This window comes from Novosphingobium kaempferiae (assembly GCF_021227995.1).
Classification (GTDB): Bacteria; Pseudomonadota; Alphaproteobacteria; order Sphingomonadales; family Sphingomonadaceae; genus Novosphingobium; species Novosphingobium kaempferiae.
Map to the genome: position 1 here is coordinate 1,008,677 of NZ_CP089301.1, position 20,815 is coordinate 1,029,491.

Here is a 20,815-nt window from a genome sequence, read left to right on the forward strand (position 1 = left end):
TGCGTCTAGGTTCAGTTCAGTCACCCATCGGTGGACGCCGCATTTCCGGCAGATTGCAGCCGGAAAGCCGATCATCTACCGTATACGGCGTATGGGCCGCACGCCAGGGGGGCGCCGTCGGCACCGGCATGGAGATACTTTGGTGACAATCGTCGTCCGCACGCTTGCCGAACGCATCTTCGACGTCATCCGAGAACGGATCGTCGAGGGCAAGCTCCCGGTCATGGAACCGGTCCGGCAGGATGCCCTTGCCGCGGAACTCGGCGTCAGCAAGATCCCGCTGCGCGAGGCTCTGGCGCGGCTCGAACATGAGGGATTGCTGACCAGCCAGGCCAATCGCGGCTGGTTCGTCCGCCCGATGTCGGAGGATCAGGCCGAGGAGATCTACCTCCTGCGCCTCGCCACCGAGCCCGCCGCCGCTGCCTACGCCTGCACCCACGCGGACGAGGCCGACAAGGACGCGGCCCGCAAGGCCTTCGAAATCCTTGACGCCGCCGCCAAGGGCAACCTCAACGACGTGGCCGTGCGCAACCGCGAATTCCACGTCGCGCTGGTGCGCCCCGGCAAGCGCCTGCTCACCACGCAGCTGGTGGAGCGCCTCGAAGTGCTGGCGGAACGCTACGTCATCGCGCACCTCCAGCCCGCCGGGCGAGGCGACCGGGCGCATAACGAGCACAGCGAACTGCTCGAAACCTGGCTCGCGGGAGACGCGGCCAAGGTGAAGGATCTTCTCACCGCGCACATCGCCAGCACGCTGGACGACCTGCGCGCCCATTTCACAGCCAGCCAGACCGGCTGATCCATAAAAGTTCAGGGGACCACATGCTCGGACCGCGAAAATCCATTGAAAAACTGTCCCAACGCGCATCCGGGCACTCCCTTGCCAAGACGCTGAGCTGGCCGCATCTGATCGCGCTGGGTGTCGGCGCGATCGTCGGCACGGGCATCTACACGCTCACCGGCGTCGGCGCGGAACGCGCGGGACCGGCGGTGATCCTCGCCTTCGCGATCGCCGGTGCCGTCTGCGCCTGCGCCGCCCTCGCCTATGCCGAGATGGCGACGATGATCCCGGCGGCGGGCAGTGCCTACACCTTCTCCTACGCCGCGATGGGCGAAACGATCGCCTGGATCGTGGGATGGAGCCTCATCCTCGAATACTCGCTGGCCTGCTCGACCGTGGCGGTCGGGTGGTCGGGCTATCTGGTCGGATGGATCGAGTCCGCTGGGATACACCTGCCGCACATGCTGCTGGTCGGCCCGCACGGCGGCGGCATCGTCAACCTGCCCGCCGTGCTGGTGGCGCTGGGCGTGATGGGCATGCTGATCGCGGGGACGCGCGAGAGCGCAACGCTCAACATCATTCTCGTCATCATCAAGCTGGTGGCGCTGTCGATCTTCGTCGCTATGGCGCTGCCTGCCTTCAAGGGCGGCAACCTTGAGCCGTTCATGCCTTACGGCTTCGCCAGCACCGAGATCGAGGGCCAGAAGCGCGGCGTCATGGCCGCCGCCGCCATCGTCTTCTTCGCGTTCTACGGTTTCGACGCGGTGGCGACGTCGGCGGAAGAGGCCAAGAATCCCAAGCGCGACCTGACCATCGGCATCGTCGGTTCGATGGTGGTCTGCACGCTGATCTATATGGCCGTGGCCATCGCCGCGATCGGCGCGCTGCCTTTCCAGCAGCTCGCAAACTCGCCCGAGCCGCTCGCGCTGGTGCTGCGCCAGCTCGGCCATCCCACCGCCGCGCATCTGATCGCGCTGGCCGCCGTCGTCGCCCTGCCCTCGGTCATCCTCGTCATGATGTACGGCCAAAGCCGCGTGTTCTTCGTCATGGCGCGCGACGGCCTGCTGCCCCGCGCGCTCGCCAAAGTGAGCCCGCGCACCGGCGCGCCGACCCGCATCACGCTGATGACCGGCATTTCCATCGCCGTCGTCGCAGGCATCTTCCGCCTCGACGAGATCGCCGAGCTGGCCAACGCGGGCACGCTTATCGCCTTCATGGCCGTGGGCGCCTGCCTGATGATCCTGCGCCGCCGATCGCCCGAACTGCCGCGCCTGTTCCGCTGCCCGCAGCCGATGCTGGTCGGCACCCTGACGATCCTGGGCTGCGCCTACCTGCTGCTCAGCCTGCCGAGCACGACGCTAGTCCGCTTCGGTGCATGGAACGTCATCGGGCTGCTGGTCTATGTCCTCTACGGCCGCCTGCGCAGCGATGCGGGCCGCGAGGCTGCCGCCGCCAAGGCCTGACGCTTCTCTCCCAACCCCGTTTTCTTTCGCTCCCATCAGGAGATTGCGATGTCGCGCGCCCTGTTCACTGCCGCCGCCCTGCTCGGCACCTGCCTTTCCGCCACGCCTGCCCTTGCGAAAACCGCCTATGACGGCGTGTGGCTGTTCGACGAGACACCGCCGCGCCCCGGCGTCACGATGATGGAGGTCAAATCCAAGGGCGACCATATCGAGGGCAGCGTCACCACGCTTTGGTACGGCCCGGTCGAGATGCAGAACCCCCGCATAGAGGACGGCGTGCTCCACTTCACGGCGCGCAACATCAACGACAAGGCGCACCCGACCCAGAACTGGAGCGTCGCCATCGAGGACGGGCAGGCCCGCCTCAAGGGCCGCATCTGGGAGTCCGACATCGACAGCAAGGGCCGCAAGAGCAAGGCAAAGGACGCCAGCGAGCGCGCGTTCAAGTTCACCGCCCTGCCCCCGCTTGGCGCGCCGATCCCCAGCAAGATCGCCGCCACGCCGCCGATGGGCTGGAGCAGCTGGAACAAGTTCGACGAACACATCGACGACAAGACCGTGCGCGCCATGGCCGACGCGATGGTTTCGACGGGCCTGCGCGATGCGGGCTACCTCTACGTCAACATCGACGACGGCTGGCAGGGCCAACGTGACGCCAACGGCGTGCTCCAGCCCAATGCCAAGTTCCCGGACATGAAGGCGCTGACCGATTACGTCCATTCCAAAGGGCTGAAGATCGGCATCTACTCCTCGCAAGGGCCGCGCACCTGCGCCGGGTACGAGGGCAGCTACGGCCACGTCCAGCAGGATGCGAAGACTTACGCCGAGTGGGGCTTCGATTACCTGAAATACGACCTGTGCTCGGGCGAATGGTTCTATGCCGACGCCGACACCGTAAAGCGCAGCTATTACGAGATGGGCGCGGCGCTGCAGGCGACCGGGCGGGAATTCATCTATTCCCTGTGCGAATATGGCCGCTTCGATGTCGGCAGCTGGGGCCGCGATGTCGGCGGGCAGCTGTGGCGCACCACGGGCGACATCACCGACGATTACCCGGCCATGGCGAAGATCGGCTTCGACAAGAACGGCAACCCCGACTGGGCCGGGCCGCACGGCTGGAACGACCCGGACATGCTGGAAGTCGGCAACGGCGGCATGAGCGCGGACGAATATCGCACCCACATGTCGCTCTGGGCGATGTCCGCCGCACCGCTGATGATGGGCCATGACTTGCGCGAGACGTCGCCCGAGACGCTGGCAATGCTGACGAACAAGCGCGTCATCGCCATCGACCAAGATGCGAAGGGTGTGCAGGGCAAGGCGGTGCGCAAGCAGGGTGCGGTCGAAGTCTGGGCCAAGCCGCTTGTCGACGGCCGCGTGGCGCTGGCGCTGTTCAACCGGGGCGAGACGGCGACCTCGCTTCCGCTCACGCCAGCCGACGCGGGTCTCGCCAAAGTGTCGCGCGTCGAGGACGCATGGTCGGGCGAGACGGCGAATCGCCTGCCCGCCGCCTATTCCGTGCCCGCGCGCGGCGCAGTGATGGTCATCGTCGGCAGCTAACGGCTACGGCTCATCGGCGTCGTTTGAAGAGGCCCGCCACCGGATTTCCGGCGGCGGGCCTTCCTGTCTCAGCCTCTGCGCCTTATGAGACTGGCTCATAAATCGCGCATTTTCAGTGATATGACCGAACCGTGATGCCTTGATGTCACATCGATTACCGTATTTCGTATACGGTATTTGACTTGTCCGACTATATGACGCAATGATTGCGCATCAATCAGGGAGTCACGAAATGAGGGGTCATCACAGGAAGCTCTATGCCGCGGTCGCGCTCACGGCGCTGATCGCGGGAACCGCGCAGGCGCAGGAAGCGCCCGCAGCAGGCGCCGACGCGCCGGCCAACGACATCGTCGTCACCGGCACGCGCATCAAGCGCGCCGATCTGGAAAGCAACAGCCCGCAGACCGTCGTCGGTTCGGACGAGTTCCGCTACCAGGGCGCCACCACGGTCGAGCAGGTGCTGAACCGCCTGCCGCAGTTCACTGCCGATGCGAACGAGAACGTCTCGAACGGCTCGGACGGCACTTCCAAGATCAACCTGCGCAACCTCGGCTCGAACCGCGTGCTCACGCTGATCGACGGCCAGCGCATGATGCCCTCGCAGGCTATCAACACCAGCTTCATCCCCAGCACCCTTGTCGAGCGCATCGACATCCTGTCGGGCGGCGCCTCGGCGGTCTACGGCTCGGACGCGCTCTCGGGCGTCGTCAACTTCGTGCTGAAGAAGGATCTCGACGGCGTCCGCATGGACGTCCAGACCGGCTTCGCCCAGCACGACAACAACAACCGCTCGATCCGCGCGCTGCAGGCCGCTTCCGGCTATGACAACGCGCCCGGTTCGGTCATCGACGGCGGCAAGCAGGACATCAACATCGCGGCGGGCAAGAACTTCGCCGACGGCCGCGGCAACATCACCGTCTACGGCGGCTACCGCAGCTTCAGCCCGGTGCGCCAGTCGAGCCGCGACGTTTCGGCCTGCGCCCTGCAGGATCGTGAATCGGTCACGGGTTCGAAGAACTTCGACCAGCTCTTCTGCGGCGGTTCGAGCAACACGCCGAACGGCTCGTTCATCCCGCTCTCCGAGCTGAGCCCCTACATGGGCCAGACGATCATCAACAACGGCAGCGGCACACTGGTCCCCTATGATCCGTCGTTCGCCTACAACACCGCGCCCGACAACTACTTCCAGCGCTCCGACAAGCGTTACACGGCGGGCGGTTTCGCCCGGTTCGAGATCAGCAAGGCGGCTGAACTCTACGGCAGCGTGATGTACATGAAGGACCAGACCTTCTCGCAGGTCGCGCCTTCGGCGGTGTGGTTCGGCACGGCGTTCGACGTATCGTGCAACAACCCTTACGCCAACGCGAGCCAGCTTGCCGCCATCTGCGGCTCGGCTGCAGGCACCGACACCACGGCGCCCACCAACGTCGGCTACCGCGTGGTCGGCCAGCCCCGCCGCGACAACCTGCGCTTCAACGACTACCGTTACTCGGCAGGCGTGCGCGGCGACATCGGCAGCGGCTTCAGCTATGACGTCAACTACATGTACTCGCTGGTCAAGTTCAAGGAAACCTACCTGAACGACGTGAACCAGGCGAAGGCCGGCCTCGCGCTGAACGCGATCAACGTCAACGGCGTCCCGACCTGCCGCTCGGTCATCGACGGGACCGACGCGAATTGTATCCCCATCAACGTCTTCACCCCCGGCGGCGTGACGGCGGAGCAGGCGGCCTACATCTTCGGCGAAAGCAACACCGCTTCGCGCAACTCGCTGAGCGTGATCTCCGGCTCGCTGAGCGGCGACCTCGGCCAGATGGGCGTCACCCTGCCCTGGGCCGAACGGGGCGTCGGCATCGCGCTGGGCGTCGAGCGCCGCCGCGAGACGCTGAACTTCACCGCAGACGAAGTCGCGCAGCAGAACGGCACCCTGCCCTCCGACGGCGTCATCGCCGTGACCGAGGCCTTCGGCGAAATCGAGATCCCGCTGATCGAGGACAAGCCGTTCTTCCGCTCGCTGACCATCAACGGCGGCCTGCGTTATTCGTCCTACGACAACAAGCAGAACTCGTCGGGCATCAAGTCGGGCTACAACGTGTGGACCTACAAGGGCGAACTGTCGTGGGCCCCGGTCGACGACCTGCGCGTCCGCGCCAGCTACAACCGCGCCATCCGCGCGCCCAACGTGGCGGAACTCTTCGCCTCGCAGGCGGTCGGCAACGTCAACGGCACGGATCCCTGCGCCGGCGCCAATCCGAGCGCCTCGTTCGAGATCTGCAGGCTCACCGGCGTGACCCAGGCCATGTACGGCCGCATTCCGGGCTGCCCGTCCGACCAGTGCTCTGGCCTTGGCGGCGGCAACACCGCGCTCAAGCCCGAAACCGCCGACACCTACACGCTGGGCGTGGTCATCACTCCGAAGGCGCTGCGCCGCTTCTCGCTGTCGATCGACTACTACAACATCAAGGTGAAGGACTACATCGGCCAAATCGCGCCGTCGCTCATCATGGGCCAGTGCGCCACCACCGGTGATCCGTACTTCTGCGGCCTGTTCGTCCGCGATCCGCGTTCGGGCCAGGTCTTCGGCCAGAACTCGGGCTACATCATCTCGACGACGATGAACACGGGCTACCTCAAGACCTCGGGCATCGACGTCAACGCAGACTACACCTTCGATGTCGGCAACTTCGGCAGCATCAACGTGGGCGTCGTCGGCACCTACCTGATCGAGCAGGTCTCGCAGCCGGTCCCGGGCGCAGGCTCCTACGACTGCAAGGGCCTGTTCGGCTACACCTGCGGCCAGCCCACCCCCGAATGGCGCCATGTCGCGCGCTTCTCGTGGATGGCTCCGGGCGACTTCACCGCCTCGGTCTCCTGGCGCCACATCGGCGGCACCACGCTGTCGAGCCTGACCGACAACCCGCTGCTCAGCGCCGACAAGACCACCGTGAACCGCAAGATCGATGCCTACAACTACATCGACCTTTCGCTGACCCAGGTGATCGACAAGCGCCTGACCCTGCGCGCGGGCGTGAACAACCTGTTCGACAAGGATCCGCCGATCCTCGACTCCGGCCTGCTGCAGTCGTTCGGCAACGGCAACACCTATCCGGGCGTCTACGACGCGCTGGGCCGCACGATCTTCGTCGGCGCGACCGTGAACTTCTAAGTATCCGCAGGAGGGGCGGCGATTACCCTCCCATCCATCGAGTATCGCCGTCCAACGGATGACCCGCCCGGTTGCAGAACCGGGCGGGTCTTTTTTATTCCTCCCCGAGCTTGTCTCGGGGAGCGGGACCGCCGCGAAGCGGTGGTGGAGGGGGAGGTTGGAAGGGGGATTTGAGAGGGGAGGAGGAGGCACAATTCCCCCTCCGTCAGTCGCTGCGCGACTGCCACCTCCCCGAGCAAGCTCGGGGAGGAACTGGGGTCAGGGCCTGCCGATGGTGAACGACCACGTCACCGGCTTGAGCGCGATGCGATAGGGCATGTGCGCGCGGCCATCGAGGTTCCAGCCGGTGTCGCCGCCCACGCCCGCCTGCGCCATGTCGACCAGCAGCGTGCCGTTGCCGTGCGGGCGGATGTCGGAGCTGTGCGCCTGCCCCGGCGGCTTCAGCGCGAGGTCGGCATAGGGGAACGCCAGCGCATTGGCCGAGAGCGGCTGCGCGCCGGTGACGCGCAGGCCCGTGCCAGCGCCGCTCAGTTCGATCCAGCGCACATCGGTCTTGTTGCCGCTTTCCTGCGGGCGGGCATAGTCGTGGAACTGGTCCGCCAGCTTGCCGCCCCAGCGCGCGATCATGCCGCCGGTCTTGCGGTCCGCGTAAGTCTCCTGCGGCCCGCGCCCGTACCAGCGCACGGCGTCCAGCACCGGCAGCGTCTCGAACGCGAGGCCGAGGCGCAGGGGATCGGGCAGCGTGTCGCGCAGCGGATCGAAGTGGACCTTGACGCCGACGGTGCCGTCCGTCGCCATGGTCCAGCGCGTCTCCACCTTGACCGAGCCGACGCCCATGTCGTGCCGGACGACGATGGTGTCGCCCTCCACCACGACCGCCTCGACGCGGCGGTTCTGCGAGAACTGCTGCCACATGGCATGACTCTTCGGCACGCCCGCGCCGACGTCGTTGTCGGTCGGCGCGCGCCAGAAGTTCGGTGCGCCGCCGGTCAGCAGCACCTTGCCACCGCGCGCATAGCGGCGGACGAGGCCGCTTGCGCGGTCGATCTCCAACACCGCATCCCCGGCGGCGAGACGCAGCGCGCCCTCGCTCTCCTGCGGGACGATGGCTCCCGCAGGCACGCTGACCGAGGCGACGGGTGACAGGGCGAACTGCTCCCACCCGACGACATGCCCGGCAGGCTGCGTCGGCACCGTGCCCGCCTTCGCCCGCGCGCGCAGGACGAGGAAGCGCTCGGCGGCAGGGTTCTTCGCGGACGGGATCGGCACAGACAGAGGTGCGCTCGTTCCGGCGCCGACCGCAGGAGCAGCGAGGGCGCCATGAGCGACGTCTACGCCGTCCTCCAGCACCGCCCAGTCGAAGGTGAAGCCGGACAGGTCGATATGGTCGTGCCGGTTGACGACCCGGTATCCGCCCGCGTCCTGCACGAAGCTCACCGGCGACTGGACATGCGCCAGCTCATAGTATTCCGGATCGGGCGTGCGGTCGGACTGGATCACGCCGTCGCCCACCGGGCTGTCGTCGCCATGAACACCGGGGGCCTTGGGGTCGGGATCGAAGTCCACGCCCTGCCCCCAGTATTCGCGGCCGTCCTTGTCCTTCATCAGCATGGTCTGGTCCACCCAGTCCCACACGAAGCCGCCCTGCAGCTTGGGATGGCTGCGCATCACCTGCCAGTAGCCCGCAAGGTCGCCCAGGCTGTTGCCCATCGCATGCGCGTATTCGCAAAGGATCAGCGGCTGCGTGAACGCCGGGTCGGCGGCGTAGTCCAGCATCTTGGGCACGTCGTCGTACATCGGCGCGAAGATATCGACGTAGGAATTGGTCGGGTGCCGCCAGTTGCTCATGCTCCAGCCAAGGAAGCTGACGAGGCGCGTGGGATCGCTGGCCTTCACCCACTTTGCCGCTTCCTCGAAGCTCTGGCCGATGCCGGTCTCGTTGCCGAGCGACCAGAAGATGATCGAGGGGTGATTGCGATCACGCTGTACCATGCGCGCCACGCGGTCGAGGTGCGCCGCGCGCCATTTGGGGTCGTTGCCGAGCAGGTAGGACGGATCGTTGTCGTGCTGCTGCGAGAGGCCGAGGTAGCCGTGGCTCTCGATGTTGGCCTCGTCCATCACGTAGAGGCCGTATTCGTCGGCGAGTTCGTACCAGCGCGGATCGTTGGGATAATGGCTGGTACGCACGGCGTTGACGTTGGCCGCCTTCATCAGTTCGATGTCGCGGCGCATCGTCGCTTCCGACACGATGCGGAAGGTCTTCGGATCATGTTCGTGGCGGTTGACGCCGCGGATCATGATGCGCCTGCCGTTGACGCGCACTTCGCCGCCCGCGATCTCCACCGTGCGGAAGCCGATACGGCGGCTCGTCGCCTCGACCAGACGGCCCTTGTCGTCGAGCAGTTCGACCAGCAGCGTGTAGAGGTTGGGCGCTTCCGCCGTCCATGTGCGCACGGCCGGCAGGCTTGCGGACAGCGCGACGCTCTCCCCGGCGGTTCCCTCGCGCGTCAGCACCGTGCGCTTGCCGTCGAGCACCGTCGCCCGCACGCGCATCGCGGCGGACTTGCCGCCGAGATCGACCTTCACGCCCAGCGTGCCGTCACGGTAGTCGTTGGCGAGGCCCGCATCGACGACGAGATCGCGGATATGCGTCTGCGGCGCGGCATAGAGCGTCACGCTGCGCTCGATCCCGTTGACGCGCCAGAAGTCCTGGTCCTCAAGGTAGCTGCCGTCGGCGAAGCGATAGAGTTCGATCGCCACCGTGTTCCTGCCCGGGCGGGCATAGGCGGTCACGTCGAACTCGGCCGGGAGCTTGGAATCCTCCGAGTAGCCGACGCGCTGCCCGTTGACCCAGATGTAATAGGCCGCACCCGCCGCGCCCACGGTCAGTAGCAGGCGGCGCCCCGCGAAGTGCGCAGGGACCGTGAAGTCACGGCGGTAGGAGCCGAGTTCGTTGATGCCGTGGTCGATTTTCGGCTGGTTCTGCGGGAACGGATAACCGCTGCCCACGAAGACGGCGCGGCCATGACCCTCTGCCTGGAGAATGCCCGGCACCTTCATCGTGCCCCAGCCGCTGACATCGAATTCGGGCTTGAAGAAGTCCGCCGGGCGGCTTTCCGGCGTGGCGGAAAGGTTGAACTTCCAGTCGCCGTCGAGCGAGAGGTGATAGCGCGATTTCGCCACGTCGCGGGACAGTGCACCGGCGCGGGTCTCGAACCCGTCGAAGGTGGTGTGCATGGGCTCCGCGCCCTGTCGCACCACTTCGGGCTGCTCCCACTCGGCCGTGGTTTGAGCGAGGACCGGGCTAGCGAGGAGGCTGGCGGCGAGCGCCGTCATGCTGGTGTGGATGATGGTGCGCATGTCAGGTTCCTCTGTCGGGTATGATCGCCGGGGGCTTCGACGCGCAGGCGCTACTTCTCCTGAAGCGCCCGCACGAAGAAATCGAACTGCCGCCGCGTCACGTAGTCGATGGGGCCGGTGGAGCGGCCGACGCTGTGCTCGCCGCCGGGAACGACGAGGAGGTCGAAATCCTTGTCCGCCTTGATGAGCGCATCGACCACCTGCATCGTCGAGGCCGGGTCGACGTTGCTGTCCTGCTCGCCCACGATGAGGAACAGCTTGCCGGTCAGCTTCGCGGCATTGTCCACGCCCGAGGCATCGGCGTAGCTCTTGTCCACCGGCCAGCCGAGCCACTGTTCGTTCCAGCTGATCTTGTCCATGCGGTTGTCGTAGCAGCCCGCATAGGCGACGCCTGCCTTGTAGAAATCGCCGTGAAACAACAGCGCGTTGAGCGTGCTCTGCCCGCCCGCCGATGCGCCGTAGATGCCGACACGGCTGACGTCGTAGGCGGGATCCTTTGCCGCCAGCGCCTTGTGCCACAGGATGCGGTCAGGGAAGCCGGAATCCTGAAGGTTCTTCCACGCGACGTCGTGGAACGCCTTGGAACGGTTGGCCGTGCCCATGCCGTCGATCTGCACGACGATGAAGCCGAGGTCGGCCAGCGCCTGCATGCCGATCACCTTGTCCCCGCCCGAGTGGTAGCCGAAGGGCCAGAACTGCTTGGGCACGAAGCTGTCGTGAGGGCCCGCGTAGATGTTCTCGATCACCGGGTACTTCTTCGCCGGATCGTAGTCGCGCGGGCGCACGACGAGGCCCCAGATATCGGTCTTGCCGTCGCGGCCCTTGGCGGTGAAGACCTCTGGCGCGCGGAAGCCTGCGGCGGTGAGGCGGGTGATGTCGCCGGTGGTGACGGTCTGGACCACCGTGCCGTCGCTGGCGCGGCGCAGGACGCTGACGTTGGGCAGATCTACGCGCGAGTAATTGTCTACCAGCAGCGTCATGTCGGGAGAGAGGCTGGCGGTATGGTCCGCCTTCTCCGGGGTGAGCGTGGTCAGGTTCCGGCCGTCGAAGTCGATGCGGTAGATATGGCGGAAGTACGGGTCTTCGCCCTTGTCCATGCCGCTGGCGGAGAACCACACCTGCCGCCTGGCGTCATCCACCTTCAGTACGTCACGCACGACCCAGTCGCCGGTGGTGATGTGGTTCTTCACCCGGCCCGTGCGAGCGTCGATCAGGTAGAGGTGGTTCCAGCCGTCCCGCTCGGACGCCCAGACGATCTCGTCACCCGCCTTGCCGACTTCCCACGCGAAGCGGCGGTCGGCGTAGACGAAGGTGCGCGCATCCTCGGTAACGGCGGCGTGCGCCTTGCCGGTGGCGGCGTCGACCGCGATCACCTTCGCCTGCCCGAACCCACGCCGGACGTAGCCGAACGAGACGGAGCGCCCGTCAGGACGCCAGCGCGGCGAGGACAGTTCGTAGGCATTGGGGAACAGCGCGGCGTCGATCACGGTCTGGCGGCCGGTCTCGACATCGAAGAGCACCGGCTGCTCGATATCCACCGCGTCACCGGGCTTGGGATAGAGCTGGCTCTGCACCTTCGGCTGAATCTGCCCCTCGGGCGCCGCCTCCACGCGCAGCACCTTGCGGGCATAGCCGGGGCGCACGCGGTAGATCATCAGGTGGCGGTTGTCGGACGACCACGCGATCGTCTCGGGGTCGTAGAAGTCGCCCGCCGAGCCGTCCGTGCTCAGCCGCACCGGATCGCCGCCGCCTTTCTTACGCACGACAAGGTTGTCGTCCTCCACCAGCGCCTCGCGCTTGCCGTCAGGGGAGACGCGCGGGTGGTTGTCGGCGGGCACCGAAAGGTCGCGCACCACGCCGAAGCCGCGCGGACGGCCACGGTCGGCCTGCGGGGCGCAGGTGTACTCGACCAGAGCGCAGCGCCAGCCCTGCTCGCCCGACCAGAACAGGATCGCGGTGCGGTCCCCGTCATAGCCGAACTCGGAGAACGGCAGGCGCAGCGCCTGCACCGGCCTGCCCATCGCCTTCGTCAGCGCGACGGCGAGGCGTTCGTGGTCGAACGCCGGGGTCTTGGCGAGCGTCGCGGCGTCGGCGGTCTCGAAGGCGAAGCCGCCCTCCACCGTCTTGCGATAGGAGAACGCCTTGCCGTCCGGCGTCCATGTCGCGGGCCAGGCGATCTCGCGCGTCAGGTATTGCCAGTCCTCGCGCAGGGCGAGCGAGCGATCCACCTGCTCGCGGGTCGGTGCGGCGAGCGCGGGCGAGGTAAGCAGGACCCCCGCGATGGCGCCGGACAGGGACAGGCGGCGGAGCGCGCGGGACATGACTGATCTCCTGTTGCTTCGTCATTGCGAGGACCTGAGGTCCGAAGCAATCCAGAGCGGATCGCGCCGCTCCGGATTGCTTCGCTACGCTCGCAATGACGAAGGTTTTTACGACTTACTTGACCTGGAAGCCCGCCCAGAACGGGTCTTCGCGGTCGATCCAGATGGTGTTGAACCCGGTGGCCACCGCCGAACCCTCGATGGAGGGGATGATGGCGGGCTGGTCGCCCAGCGTCACGGCCTGTTCCACCCGGCCGATGAAGCGCGAGCAGATGTAGCTTTCGTGGACGAACCGGTCGCCGACCGAAAGCCTGCCGTCCGCCGCCAGATGCGCGAGCCGCGCCGAAGTGCCGGTGCCGCAGGGGCTGCGGTCGATCGCCTTGTCGCCGTAGAACACGGCGTTGCGGCCGTCCGCGCCGTCGTGCTTCGGCTTGTCGGCCCACAGGACATGACTGACGCCACGGATGGTCGGGTCGAGCGGATGGACCGGCTCGAACTTCGCGCGAACCGCCTCGCGCACGCGGTTCGACAGTTCGACGATGCGCGCCGCGCCGAGGTCGTCGAGGCCGGTATAGGCACCCTGCGGCTCGACGATGGCGTAGTAGTTGCCGCCATAGGACACGTCGACCGACAGCGGGCCGATGCCTTCCACGTCCACCTCGATACCGCGCGCGGCGACATAGGCGGGGACGTTGGTGATGCGCACCGACGTGACCTTCGGGCCATCGGTCTCGTAGGCGATATCGATGGTGCCGGCGGGCACTTCCACCTTGAGGCGGCCCGGCACGGCAGGCTGGATCAACCCGTGTTCGAGGCCGAAGGTGACGATGCCGATGGTGCCGTGGCCGCACATCGGCAGGCAGCCGCTGGTCTCGATGAACAGGATGCCGATGTCGTTCGCGGGATCGACCGGTGGATAGAGGAACCCGCCCGACATCATGTCATGCCCGCGCGGCTCGAAGCACAGGCCGGTGCGGATCCAGTCGAAACGCGACAGGAAATCCTGTCGCCGCTCGGACATCGAGGCGCCCTTCAACAGCGGCGCCCCGCCCGCCACGAGGCGGACGGGGTTACCTGCCGTATGGCCGTCGATGCAGAAGAAAGTATGCCGCATCGACGCTCCCTTAGGCCAGCACGGTGGCGGTGGTGGTGGTGGGCGTAAGGTCGGGACGGGTCGCCGCGGCCTTTTCGACCATCGCGATCACTTCCGCGCGGCGCTCGCCCTGGAGCACGTAGCGCGGGGGCAGAACGCGCTCGGAACCGCGACCCATGACTTCCTCGGCCAGCTTGATCGACTGCACCAGATCGTGCTCGGCATCAAGGTGGAGCAGCGGCATGAACCAGCGGTAGATTTCGAGCGCCTTGGCATGGTCGCCGCGCGCGAAGGCGTTGACGAGTTCGACCGATTCCTTCGGGAAGGCGTTGGTGAGGCCCGAAACCCAGCCCTGCGCACCGAGGTAGAGCCCTTCGAGCGCCACGTCGTCGAGCCCTGCGAACAGCACGTAGCGATCGCCGAACTCGTTCCTGAAGTCGGTGAAGCGACGGGTGTCGGGGGCGGATTCCTTGACCGCCACGATGTTCGGCACGTCGACCAGCGCGGTCAGCACGTCCTTGTCGATGACGGTGCGGTAGGCGGGCGGGTTGTTGTAGAGCATGATCGGCAGGCCCATGCTCTCGGCCACGCCCTTGAAGTGCGCGACGAGTTCATGCGCCTTGGGCACGTAGACCATCGGCGGCAGCAGCATGAGGCCGTCCGCGCCAGCCTTTTCTGCCGCCTGCGCATAGCGCACCGCGCGGCGCGTGTCGTATTCCGAGCAGCCGGTGATGACCGGCACGCGACCGTCGACGACTTCGACGATAGCCGAGAGAACCTGGACCTTTTCCTCGAATTCCAGCGAGTTGTTCTCGCCGACCGTGCCGAGCGCGATCACGCCCGTGACGCCGTCACGGATCAGATCATCGACGACGCGCTGGGTGTCCGCCAAGTCGATCGACAGGTCCGCGCGAAGCTGCGTGGTGACTGCCGGGAAAACACCCTTCCAACCGATTGCCATTTAGATTTCCGTCCTACGCTGTGATTTGAAATATCGTATACGATATCTGGTATAGGTGTGCAACTGCAAAAAAGGCTGCGGTGAACAGACTGAAATCTTGACAAGATGAACCGTATAGGTTATACACCGCGACATCCGATCTGGCGATGATCACGCTGGAGAGGTGTATCGGGTCGGCGTCGTGGGCCGGGATGCGGTATCAAGCCGTAGCTACGCACCACGGTGTCCATCGAAGACCCGGACCGTCCTCTAGGCTCTGGCCCGGCCGTTCCCCCAACCGAGTTCATCTCGGCCTGGGAGCGGCTCTCCCGGAAGTCCCATGACCGGCACCGACGCGAACCCCAACGTCGGTCATACCGGACAGGTCCGATGGAATACTGGTCGAGCCGGGCTGCTCTCCGCACCTACCCGGCCACTCGCAACGCGCTGTGGAAACCAGACCCCCGCGTCCCAGTCGGACGCTCACGACGCCGACCCGATGTTATCCTCGGTCCGCCTGTCGATCTTCCCCCGGCGTAAAGCCCGCACTCGCCAGCGGGCGTTTTCGTGTGTCCATTCCAGACGTTCGTCATTGCGAGCGCAGCGAAGCAATCCACGGTCGGCCCAAGCCGCTGGATTGCTTCGCTGCGCTCGCAATGACGAAGTGTGGGTGCAAGTTACGCCAATTCCTCCCCGAGCTTGTCTCGGGGAGGGGGACCGCCGCCGCAGGCGGTGGTGGAGGGGGAGAACCTTGCGCAATTCCCCCTCCGTCAGCGCTTCGCGCTGCCACCTCCCCGAGCAAGCTCGGGGAGGGATTCAAAACTCACTCCTCGTCCGGATACGGCCCCTTGCCGCCGTCCTTGATGAGCTGGTCGACCCGCTGGTCGATCAGCGGCAGCGGCACGCCGCCCAGTTCCAGCACCGCATCGTGGAAGGCGCGGATGTTGAACTTCGGGCCGAGTGCCTTCTCTGCCTTTTTGCGCGCATCGACGAAGGCCAGTTGCCCCATGTAGTAGGACAGCGCCTGCCCCGGCCATGAGATGTAACGATCGACCTCCGTCTCGATCTCGTGCTCGGACAGCGCGGTGTTGTCGCGGAAGTACTGCTGCGCCTGTTCGCGGCTCCAGCCCATCGCGTGAATGCCGGTGTCGACGACGAGGCGCGAGGCGCGCCAGGCCTGATAGCTCAGCATGCCGAAGCGGTCGTAGGGCGTCTCGTACATGCCCATGTCCTCGCCCAGCGCCTCGCAGTAGAGCGCCCAGCCCTCGCCGTAGGCGGAGAGGTAGGTGTCGCGACGGAACGCAGGCAGATCCTTGTTCTCCGCCGCCAGCGGCATCTGCATCGCATGGCCCGGCGCGCTCTCGTGCAGGGTCAGCGCGACCTGCGAGTAGAACGGGCGGCTCGGCAGGTTGTAGGTGTTGACGAGGTAGATCCCCGGCCCGCCGCGCCCGCCGGTGTAGAACGGCGCGACGTCGTCCGGCACCGGCTTGATGGCGAAGCGCTGGCGCGGCATGCGGCCGAAGAACTGGTCGGCCTTGCCGTCGAACTGCTTGGCGATCCACGCTGCGCGATAGAGCAGTTCGTTCGGGGTCTTGGGATAGAACTGCGGATCGGTGCGCAGGAAGTGCAGGAACGCCTTGAGGTCGCCCTTGAACTCGACCTGGCTCATCACCTCGGCCATCTGCGAACGGATGCGCGCCATCTCGGACAGGCCGATCTGGTGGATGTCCTGCGCGCTCTTGTCGAGGGTGACGAACTCGGCGATCTTCGACTGATAATAGGCCTTGCCGTCGGGCAGGTCGTAGGCTGCTAGCGTCTTGCGCGCGCCCTTCTCGTACTCGCCGCGCATGAAGGCGAGCAGCTTGACGTGAGCGGGCACGACGCCTTCGACGATCAGCTTGCGCGCCTCGGCCTGCAGCTTCTCGCGGTCGGTGGCGGGGATGGTCGCGGGCAGTGCTTTCAGCGGCGCGTAGAAGGGCGAATCCTCGACCGTCTTCGCCTGCGTGATCAATTCGATGCCCTTGTCGCGACCTTCCAGCGTGACGTGCGGCGCGGTGAACCCGCGCTTCAAACCGGCGCGCATGTTCTCGATCTGCTGGTCGTAGTAGCGCGGGATCTGGCGCAGCATCTCGATGTAGTCGTCCGCGGCCTCGCGATCCTTGACCGGATTGCGCGCCCAGTCGGCAAGGTCGGCCCAGAAGCTGGTATCGGCGTTGAACGGCTTCTCGTAGTCGCGGTAGCGCTGCGATGCGAGCAGCGCGTCGATCTGGCCCTTGTAGACCGCGAAGTTCACCCGGTTGGCGGGCGAGAGCTGCTTCTGGTCGATCGCGGCAAGCTGCTTCTCCACCGTTTCCCAGCAGGCGAGCCGCTCGGCCTGCGCCTTCGGACCGACGTCGGGAAGCTGGACCTTTGCGTCCTTGGGCGTGTCCTCGCACGGCGCGGTCTGCTTCTGGCGCCATGCGAACTCGGCGGTCGAGATCGCCTCGAACGTGGCGTCCGCCGTCTCGGCCCTGGCGACTTGCGCAGCCGGAGCGGCCATCGCCACCGGCGGCGTTGCGGCCATGGCCGCGCCGGCGAGCAGTACGGCCCGTCCGAGTGAATTCCTCATGGCATTACCCCTTTCGAGAACTTCCAGAATGTCGTGATGCAGCTTCGCCGGGATGCGCAGCCCATGCGCGGCGGAGTGCGCCCGCGCGATCAGGCGGCGGGTTCCCGGCAGGCGCGCGCCCTGCCCTTCGATCGTCTCGAACATCGTCTCGGCGCGGTGCAGGTGGTCTTCCACTCCGACGCCGAGGAAGCCCGCAGGATCGATGGCAAGGATCAGCTCGCCGCCGATGGGCGAGCCGCCGCGGCCTTCGTCAGCCGCCATCGATTCCGCGCTCGTCATGTCGCCGATCAGCGGCCCGGCGACGAGTTCCACCATCGCCGCCAGCGCCGAACCCTTGTGCGCGCCGAACGTGCGCATCGCGCCCGCCAGCACGGCCTCGGCGTCGGTCGAGGGATTGCCCTCGGCATCGTAGCCCCAGTCCGCCGGGATCGCCTTTCCGGCGCGGCGGTGCAGTTCAATCTCCCCGCGCGCGACGGCGCTGGTGGCGAAGTCGAACACGAACGGGGCCTTACCCGAGCGCGGCCAGCCGAAGGCGATAGGGTTGGTGCCGAAGACCGGCTTCGTCCCGCCTTCCGGCGCCACCCACGAATGGCTGGGGGTGAAGGCCAGCGCGACAAGGCCCTGCTCCGCCAGCGCCTCGACCTCGGGCCAGAGCGCGGCGAAGTGGACCGCGTTGTTGATCGCCAGCGCGGCGATGCCGTACCGCTTCGCCTTCTCGACCAGCAGCGGCATGCCCTGCTCGAAGGGAAGCTGGGCGAAGCCGCCCTTGCCGTCGACCCGGACGAGCGCCGGGGCAGGCTCGCTCACTTCGGGAACGGCATCGGGCACGACGACGCCGCGCTCCACCGAATTGGCGGCGACGAGCAGGCGGTAGAGCCCGTGCGAGGTGCAGCCGTCCCGCTCCCCGCGCACCATGGTCTCGGCCACGGCGGCGGCATGGTCGGGCGCGAGGCCCCATGCGCCAAGCACGGTGCGGGCAAGCTCGCCCGCCTCGGCGATGGACAGGGCGACGTCTTCGTTGATGCTCATCGGGGGTTACTTCTTCGCGATGACCATGCGCATGCCGAAGACCGGACCGGCGGACGTGCGGTCATGCGGCACGACGCGCACCTTGACCTCGCTCTTGCCCTTGGTGACTGCCTCGGGGACGGGGTAGTCGACGTCGAAGAACTTGCCCGGCGTGTCGTGATCCAGCTTCTGCGTGGCGATCTTCGTGCCGTCGACAAGGATGTCGAACGTGCGCAGCCGCTCGTCGCCCCAGTAGCTGGCCTGAAGGACCAGCGGGCCGGGCTTCACCTTCATCGCGAACTCGAAGAACCCGCCCGAACGCGCATCGCGTCCGTTACGGCCACGGTACGAAACCGGGTACGAGATTTCCGAGGTCAGGTTGTGATCGCGTTCCGGCTGCATTTCGCCGAGGTGCATGACGTCGATCGAGCGCGCGGCGAGATCCTTCTGACGCACCTGCTCGGCAAGGAAGGCGGCTTCCTCGGTCTTCCAGCCGCTTTCGGAGAAGCGCTTGAAGTAGACCGCGCTGCGGCGATCGTACTGGCTGTAGAACGGCACGAACGTCAGGTCGCCGGGGCGGATCACGCCCTTGGCCAGATAGCGCGGGCGGTCCGAGACCTGAGGCTGGAATGCGGCAAGCAGGTTCTCGCCCACCATCGCGGGTTCGACGGCGGTCCACTCCTTCTCGGCCGGACCGAGGTCGGCGGCCATGACCATCGGGCCGCGCACCACGGCGACGACATCCTGCGATCCCTGCGCCGCCTCGAGCCGCAGATCGAGCGGCAGGGTGAGCGCGATCACGTCGCCCTTCTTCCAGCGGCGCTCGATCATGGCGTAGCCGTTCGCCGCGCGCTGCGGGACGGGCATGCCGTTGACGGCGATCGCCGCGCGCCCGTTCGCCCAGGCCGGGATGCGCAACGCCAGCGTGAAGGCGCCCTGCTTCACCGCGTCGAGGGTCAGCTTCACGTCGGACTTGAAGGGATATTCGGTGTCGATCGTCAGCCCGACACCCTTGGCCTTCCACTGCGCGGTGGCCGGAATGTAGAGGTTGACGAACAGGGTATCGCCGCCCTCCCAGAAGATGGAGTCCCCATGCTTGGCGTGGCTTTCCATGCCCGAGCCAACGCAGCACCAGAACTCCTCGCCGCCCGAGGCCGAGAATTCGCGCGCGGTGCCGCTCATCAGCGGGGTCATATAGGTGAAGCCGCCGGTCGCCGGGTTCTGCGCCGACATGACGTGGTTGAGGTGCGCGCGCTCGTAATAGTCGAACAGCGCGCCGTCCGGCTGCCAGGAGTAGAGCTTCCGGGTCAGCTTGAGCATGTTGTAGGTGTTGCAGTGCTCGCAGGTGGACTCGGTCAGGTGCAGCGCGATCTGGTCGGGCTCGAAGAAGTACTCGCGGTCGGCATTGCCCCCGATGACGTAGCTGTGGTGGTTCGTCACGCGATCCCAGAAGAAGCGCGCGGCGCGGCCGGGCTCGTCCTTGCCGGTCAATTCGTGGATGCGCGCAAGGCCGATGATCTTGGGGATCTGCGTGTTGGCGTGGAAGTTCGCCAGCTTGTCCTCCTGCGCCACCAGCGGATCGAGCACGCGGTTGTCGTAGAGTCGCTCCGACACCTTGAGCCAGCGCACCTCGCCGGTGCGGGCATAGAGTTCGGCGTAGCTTTCGTTGAGGCCGCCGTACTCGCAGCCCAGCATCTCCTGCATCTGCGCGTCGGAGAGAGCGGCGAAAACCTTCTCGAAGTAGCCCGCAAGTCCGATGGCGACCTTCAGCGCGCCCTCGTTACCCCATGCCTGATGCACGTCGAGCAGGCCCGCGAAGGTCTTGTGGACGGTGTAGAGCGGCGCCCACGAACCGTTGAGATCGAAGCCGCCCGACTTGATCTGCCCGCGTGCGACCTCGTCGAAGACCTCGCGGCCGTCGACGGTCTGGCCCTCCTTGTTTTTGCGGCCGAGGCCACCCACATAGCCGTCGTCGCGCTTCGACTGACAGAGCGCGAGTTCACCGACGATATAGTCCGCGCGGGTGCGGCATTCGGGATTGCCCGTCTGCTGCCACACCAGCACCAGCGCGGAGATGTAGTGCCCCAGCGTATGCCCCGCGATCGTGTCGGATTCCCACCCGCCGTAGATCGGCGCCTTCGGCTCCAGCCCTGCGTACTTGCGGAAGTTGTGGAGGAAGCGGTCGGGACTGAGCGAAAGCAGGTAGTCGAGGTTGACCTCGACCGCCGTGGCGTAGTCGGAAGGGCGCAGGCGAACGTCGGTCAGCGGCAGGGGATTCGCCCTGATCGGAAACTTGGGCGCGATGACCGCCGCAAAGCCCTTGAACGGGACGGAGCAGACGGCAAGCGCGGCAACGCCCGCCATCCATTCGCGGCGATTGGCCTTCATTTCAGAAACTCCTATCGAATATCGTATACTGTACGATAGATGGAGGGGCATCGAAGTCAAGCCGCTCACGTTGCCAAATCTTATATCGTATAATTTTATTGACGGCGGATGCCGCCATCCGCATGCT

Annotated in this window: 10 protein-coding genes; 4 read left to right on the forward strand and 6 right to left on the reverse strand. The window is 66.3% G+C overall.

What is annotated here, in order from left to right:
• The first annotated feature begins 142 nt into the window (after positions 1 to 142).
• The 4 genes from LO787_RS04715 (at position 143) to LO787_RS04730 (ending at position 6,970) form a co-directional block, all read left to right on the forward strand.
• A complete protein-coding gene (locus tag LO787_RS04715) occupies positions 143 to 799 on the forward strand; it encodes a GntR family transcriptional regulator (protein ID WP_232494695.1) in 657 nt (218 codons plus the stop codon).
• A gap of 23 nt (positions 800 to 822) precedes the next feature.
• Positions 823 to 2,244, forward strand: coding sequence for an amino acid permease (locus LO787_RS04720; protein ID WP_232494696.1), 1,422 nt, complete (start codon positions 823 to 825; stop codon positions 2,242 to 2,244).
• Positions 2,245 to 2,292: 48 nt separating this feature from the next.
• Positions 2,293 to 3,804, forward strand: coding sequence for a glycoside hydrolase family 27 protein (locus LO787_RS04725; protein WP_232494697.1), 1,512 nt, complete (start codon positions 2,293 to 2,295; stop codon positions 3,802 to 3,804).
• 232 nt (positions 3,805 to 4,036) lie between these two features.
• Positions 4,037 to 6,970 (forward strand): TonB-dependent receptor domain-containing protein, encoded by a 2,934-nt coding sequence (locus tag LO787_RS04730; RefSeq protein ID WP_232494698.1) that lies wholly within the window; start codon positions 4,037 to 4,039, stop codon positions 6,968 to 6,970.
• Positions 6,971 to 7,228: 258 nt separating this feature from the next.
• Here LO787_RS04730 and LO787_RS04735 read toward each other — a convergent pair whose 3' ends face one another.
• The 6 genes from LO787_RS04735 to LO787_RS04765 form a co-directional block, all read right to left on the reverse strand.
• The gene (locus tag LO787_RS04735; RefSeq protein ID WP_232494699.1) at positions 7,229 to 10,330 is read right to left on the reverse strand and encodes a glycoside hydrolase family 2 TIM barrel-domain containing protein; all 3,102 of its coding nucleotides are present in this window, start codon (positions 10,328 to 10,330) and stop codon (positions 7,229 to 7,231) included.
• Positions 10,331 to 10,380: 50 nt separating this feature from the next.
• A complete protein-coding gene (locus tag LO787_RS04740; protein ID WP_232494700.1) occupies positions 10,381 to 12,651 on the reverse strand; it encodes a S9 family peptidase in 2,271 nt (756 codons plus the stop codon).
• A gap of 115 nt (positions 12,652 to 12,766) precedes the next feature.
• A complete protein-coding gene (locus tag LO787_RS04745; protein WP_232494701.1) occupies positions 12,767 to 13,765 on the reverse strand; it encodes a 4-hydroxyproline epimerase in 999 nt (332 codons plus the stop codon).
• Positions 13,766 to 13,775: 10 nt separating this feature from the next.
• A complete protein-coding gene (locus LO787_RS04750; RefSeq protein WP_232494702.1) occupies positions 13,776 to 14,705 on the reverse strand; it encodes a dihydrodipicolinate synthase family protein in 930 nt (309 codons plus the stop codon).
• An 802-nt stretch (positions 14,706 to 15,507) separates the two neighbouring features.
• Complete coding sequence (locus tag LO787_RS26170) at positions 15,508 to 18,321, reverse strand: DUF885 family protein (protein ID WP_338045412.1); 2,814 nt, start codon at positions 18,319 to 18,321, stop codon at positions 15,508 to 15,510.
• A gap of 6 nt (positions 18,322 to 18,327) precedes the next feature.
• Positions 18,328 to 20,688, reverse strand: coding sequence for a glycoside hydrolase family 127 protein (locus LO787_RS04765; protein WP_232494703.1), 2,361 nt, complete (start codon positions 20,686 to 20,688; stop codon positions 18,328 to 18,330).
• Positions 20,689 to 20,815: the final 127 nt, after the last annotated feature.

Bases quoted from the DNA above. Each gene is read 5' to 3' on its own strand.
- LO787_RS04720 (WP_232494696.1), top strand. From the start codon at position 823: ATGCTCGGACCGCGAAAATCCATTGAAAAACTGTCCCAACGCGCATCC.
- LO787_RS04725 (WP_232494697.1), top strand. From the start codon at position 2,293: ATGTCGCGCGCCCTGTTCACTGCCGCCGCCCTGCTCGGCACCTGCCTT.
- LO787_RS04730 (WP_232494698.1), top strand. From the start codon at position 4,037: ATGAGGGGTCATCACAGGAAGCTCTATGCCGCGGTCGCGCTCACGGCG.
- LO787_RS04735 (WP_232494699.1), bottom strand. From the start codon at position 10,330: ATGCGCACCATCATCCACACCAGCATGACGGCGCTCGCCGCCAGCCTC.
- LO787_RS04740 (WP_232494700.1), bottom strand. From the start codon at position 12,651: ATGTCCCGCGCGCTCCGCCGCCTGTCCCTGTCCGGCGCCATCGCGGGG.
- LO787_RS04745 (WP_232494701.1), bottom strand. From the start codon at position 13,765: ATGCGGCATACTTTCTTCTGCATCGACGGCCATACGGCAGGTAACCCC.
- LO787_RS04750 (WP_232494702.1), bottom strand. From the start codon at position 14,705: ATGGCAATCGGTTGGAAGGGTGTTTTCCCGGCAGTCACCACGCAGCTT.
- LO787_RS26170 (WP_338045412.1), bottom strand. From the start codon at position 18,321: ATGAGCATCAACGAAGACGTCGCCCTGTCCATCGCCGAGGCGGGCGAG.
- LO787_RS04765 (WP_232494703.1), bottom strand. From the start codon at position 20,688: ATGAAGGCCAATCGCCGCGAATGGATGGCGGGCGTTGCCGCGCTTGCC.